At 60.8% G+C, this 3,941-nt stretch carries 6 protein-coding genes; 1 reads left to right on the top strand and 5 read right to left on the bottom strand.

Going from position 1 to position 3,941, the window contains the following annotated elements:
* The coding region (locus VJX68_RS16855) for an aldo/keto reductase (RefSeq protein ID WP_324096880.1) at positions 1 to 616 on the top strand (616 nt) is incomplete at its 5' end.
* 228 nt (positions 617 to 844) lie between these two features.
* On the opposite strand, the gene VJX68_RS16850 is transcribed toward VJX68_RS16855, so the two are convergent.
* From VJX68_RS16850 to VJX68_RS16830, 5 genes are all read right to left on the bottom strand, one after another.
* The gene (locus VJX68_RS16850) at positions 845 to 1,102 is read right to left on the bottom strand and encodes a hypothetical protein (RefSeq protein ID WP_324096879.1); all 258 of its coding nucleotides are present in this window, start codon (positions 1,100 to 1,102) and stop codon (positions 845 to 847) included.
* 134 nt (positions 1,103 to 1,236) lie between these two features.
* Positions 1,237 to 1,782: a hypothetical protein gene (locus tag VJX68_RS16845; protein ID WP_324096878.1), complete on the bottom strand. Its 546-nt coding sequence runs from the start codon at positions 1,780 to 1,782 to the stop codon at positions 1,237 to 1,239.
* A 111-nt stretch (positions 1,783 to 1,893) separates the two neighbouring features.
* The gene (locus VJX68_RS16840) at positions 1,894 to 2,898 is read right to left on the bottom strand and encodes an ABC transporter ATP-binding protein (protein WP_324096877.1); all 1,005 of its coding nucleotides are present in this window, start codon (positions 2,896 to 2,898) and stop codon (positions 1,894 to 1,896) included.
* An 81-nt stretch (positions 2,899 to 2,979) separates the two neighbouring features.
* Positions 2,980 to 3,213 (bottom strand): hypothetical protein, encoded by a 234-nt coding sequence (locus VJX68_RS16835; RefSeq protein WP_324096876.1) that lies wholly within the window; start codon positions 3,211 to 3,213, stop codon positions 2,980 to 2,982.
* 55 nt (positions 3,214 to 3,268) lie between these two features.
* Complete coding sequence (locus VJX68_RS16830) at positions 3,269 to 3,676, bottom strand: hypothetical protein (protein ID WP_324096875.1); 408 nt, start codon at positions 3,674 to 3,676, stop codon at positions 3,269 to 3,271.
* Between the last annotated feature and the right edge of the window lie 265 nt (positions 3,677 to 3,941).

Raw genomic sequence — 3,941 nt, 5'->3', positions numbered from 1 at the left:
ACTAGACTATGTCGATCTATACTGCATCCATACCCCATTTGCTTTCAAACCCGGGGACGACCAGGACCCGAGGGACGAGAACGCCAACGTGATTTATGATGATGCGACGACCCTGACGGATACGTGGAAGGCTTTGGAGAGCCTCGTGGACGAACGCCGGTGCAAGGTTATCGGATTATCGAACGTCAGTCTGGGACAGCTGAAAGAGGTGTTCGAATCCGCACGGGTAAAGCCTGCTGTTCTTCAAGTCGAATCCCATCCATATCTCCCTCAATGGGAACTGCTCGACTATTGCAAGAGGAATGGCATCGTGATGCAGGCCTTCGCGGCGTTGGGTCATGGTATCCAACCGAGGTTACTCGACGATCCTGTCATCACGGGCATCGCCAAGCGCGCCCATAAAACCCCCGCTCAAGTTCTGCTGGCATGGGCTGTACAACGCATCACCGCGCCTCTAACCACAGCTACAAGCGCGCTCCACATCAGGGAAAATTTGGAAATCTCGACTCTTCCCGATGACGCTATCGAGGCGATCACTCAAGGGATCAGTACGCGAGTCAGGCTCAATTCGGTTGTTGACACAGGCATCCCGGGGTTCATTCCCAGGGGAAAATGAACGTTCAAGCCGGAATTTCCCTGTCTCTACTAAAATTTCCGTCTGCACCGGAATTTGAGACGCCTGCGAGAATCGCAATCGAATTAATGCGCCAAGTGAGACGGGCGGCGATCCGAACCACAAACGGCCGACTACTGATCGAGATCGAAAATCCTTTGATGAATAGATCTTCGTACGCACGCGTACGGGCCACCGCGCGACGATTTCTGAGCGGTAACCAGTGACGAATCAGGCGGCGAGGCGCTCGTAGCGATGATGCAGGCCGCCGACCTGAGGGATGGCGATCACCTTTCCGATCCGGCGTGGCAAGATCGGCCGCGGGTCCGGACAATCCTTGTCGAGCGACAGATGCGTTCGAGTGCGTTGGTAGTAATCGACATAGGAGAACATTACGCGGCGCAGATGGCGCTCGTTGAAGATGACGATGTGATCCAGACACTCGCGGGGATCGAGCCGATCACTCGCTCGACGTATGCGTTCTGCCACGGTGATCGGGGCGCTGTGATCACCTCTGTGATCCCCATCGCTTCGACCCGGTTGCAGAAGTAGGAGCCATAAGACGCATCGCGATCGCGCAGCAGATAGCGCGGAGCGGTGTCCCACGGGAACGCTTCGGTTACCTAGCGCGAAAGCCAAGCGGCGGTCTGGTGCGCGGTGACGGCCGCGCGCACGATCTCCCTTCGATCGTGCGCGAGAATGATCATGACGTAGAGCAGGTGAAACGACGCGGACGCTACGACGAACATGTCGATTGCAGCGATGCCTTCGGCGTGATTGCGCAGGAAAGTCCGCCAGTTCTGAGAAGGTGTCCCTCGGATTCTCACCATATACTTCGCGACCGTAGCCTGGCTGACCGCGATGCCGAGCTTGAGCAGTTCGCCGTGGATCCGGGGCGCACCCCAGAGCGGGTTGGTGCTGCTCATCTGCCGAATCAGATCACGAATCTCGCGTTCCACCGACGGCCGCCCAGATCTCGAGCGCCAACGCCAAAACAGGCGAAATCCCTGCCGGTGCCATTGTACGACTGTGCCCGGCTTGACCAACACCATCACCTCAAGGCAGCGCGGCCACAATCGGTAGAGCCAGACCCAGAGCAAGCGGTCGATCGCGAACAGCCGGGGCCGACGCTGCTGCTGCCGGCGAAGAACGTGCAGCTGGTGACGCAAGGCGAGATTCTCTAATTCTACCGCTGCCCTCCTACGGATTCGGCATGTGAGCCGGGAAACATCAAGGAGCTTAAGCATATCGGCGACACTAAGGCGGTCAATCGCAAAACACTAGCCTTTTCGGCGCTTTCGGGGTTTTTGGTAGCCACAGCGGTAGCGTCCGCCGACCGCCATCAGTTCGTCATGGGTGCCGAGTTCGATCACGCGGCCGTGTTCGAGCACGCAAATGCGATCCGCGTGACGCACCGTCGAGAATCGATGCGATATCAATATGGTAGTCGCGTGATCCGTCGCCGTTAGAATCCGATCGAAAATCTCGCTCTCGCCACGCACGTCGAGTTGCGCGGTCGGCTCGTCGAGCATTACCACGCCCGCGCCAAGCTTCACCGCACACAGCGCGCGCGCCAGCGCGATCCGCTGCCACTGCCCGCCCGAAAGATCGGTGCCGTTCTGGTATCCGCGCGCGAGGATCGTGTGGAGCGACGCGAGATTCGCCGCGCCAGCTTGTACCAGCGCCTGCTTGATCGCGTCATCCGGCGCACCCGCGGGCGAAACATTGTCGCGCAGCGCGAGCTCAAACTTGGTGAAGTCCTGGAACACTGCCGTCACTCGCTCGCGCCACGCGTCGATATCGATTTCGCGCAGGTCGACGCCATCGATCTCGATCGCTCCTTCATCCGGGTCGTAGAGCCGGCACAGCAGCTTCGCCAGCGTGGTTTGGCCCGCCCCGTTCTGGCCTACAATCGCGAGCGAGGTGCCCGCCGGAATCGTCAAGTCAAATCCGGACAGCACCCGATCTCCACCCGCCGGATACGCGAAGCTCACGTTGCGAAATCGAATCTCGCGCGACGGCAGGTTGGTCGCCGCTCTTTCGCCGCGCGTGATACTCCCGGCTGGAGCCATCGCATCTTGCAGCCGGATCACAGCGCCCGCCGGCGCCGCCGCACCATCGAGCGCCCATGACAAACCGCCAAACGCTATCATGCTCGTGCTGACGGCCGCGCTGGCGAATGTAACGACGTGGCCTACTAGGATTCGTCCGGCGGCCGCATCTGTCGCGATCGCCCAGAACACGATCAGGTTGGCGGACAGCACCAACAGCAGGCTCCAGAGCACCGGCTGCTCGCGCAGCCGCGTCGCCTCCCAGCGGAGATCGAACAGGCGTCGTCGTCGCGAGGTGAACCGCTCGATCGTCCATTACGCGAGTCCGAACAGGCGCAGTTCCTTGGCGGCGGGCGGATCGACGGCGAGTCGATAGGCATTAGTCGGCGTGCCGCTGCGCCTCACGCACCTCATCTGTGTATTGCGGTCGCGCCAGACTCCGCTTTCCCGCAGCAGCCAGTGCGTCGCGAGCCATGCGCCCGCGAGCAAAAGAGGCGCCCACCATGCGTAGGCTGCCAGCACCGCGGCGGACATCAGTCCTCCAACCATCTCGACCAGCCCCGACGCGATGACAGCCCCGACGCGATGACGTCCATCGAGATGCTCATCGGCGGTCCACTGATACCCAGGTCGAAGTCGCGCGCCATCGCGAGATCGGTGGTAGTCGCGGGTCTTCGAGATGTCCCATGCCGGGCGGGCTGACGCATGCGATGGTCAACTGATCGTAGAGCCAGGCGGCGACCCGGCTACCGAGGTTCGCGCCAACCGCATGGTGGAACGGTGGCGCTATCTGAAGGAGCACGAACACCGTGCCGACGGCGATAAGCGGCGTAGCAAGAGGATTGCCGCGTCGCACGGCACCCACGAGCGCGCCCATCGCGATAGCGAATAGAACTGGCAGCAGTCCGCGCAGTGCGAGCGCGGCCCACCATGCGATTGCAAGCGGGCGATCAGCTTTCAGCAAAACGCCGAAGAACTTCCACTCAGCGCGGTCCTTTAGACGCTCGAACATGCGCACCATCCGCCTGATCGTAAAACCCCTTAAACCTCGCTTGGGTTACGCAGTCAAGGTAACGGAACTAGCCGCCTTCAAGACCGCGCGACGCGCGATGGGGCTCCGCAAGAACCGCTCCGATTCCCTAGCAGGGTGTTGAGGAAAGGGTTTGATTACTCAAGTTTCATATCTCGTTAGGGACGCGGGACTGGGATTGCAGGTTCTACCCGCGACCTACTTCAGTCGCGGCACGGTGTGGAAGAGTGGTGTGGGCTGATGATTC

It is taken from the genome of Binatus sp. (SeqCode) (genome assembly GCF_035272065.1).
Lineage (GTDB): Bacteria > Desulfobacterota > Binatia > Binatales > Binataceae > Binatus.
The sequence above is the reverse complement of the archived record's forward strand: the minus strand, read 5'-3'. Positions and strand labels throughout refer to the sequence as shown.

Coding starts and splice junctions, on each gene's coding strand:
- VJX68_RS16835 (WP_324096876.1), bottom strand. CDS start 3,213: ATGGTTGGAGGACTGATGTCCGCCGCGGTGCTGGCAGCCTACGCATGG.
- VJX68_RS16830 (WP_324096875.1), bottom strand. CDS start 3,676: ATGTTCGAGCGTCTAAAGGACCGCGCTGAGTGGAAGTTCTTCGGCGTT.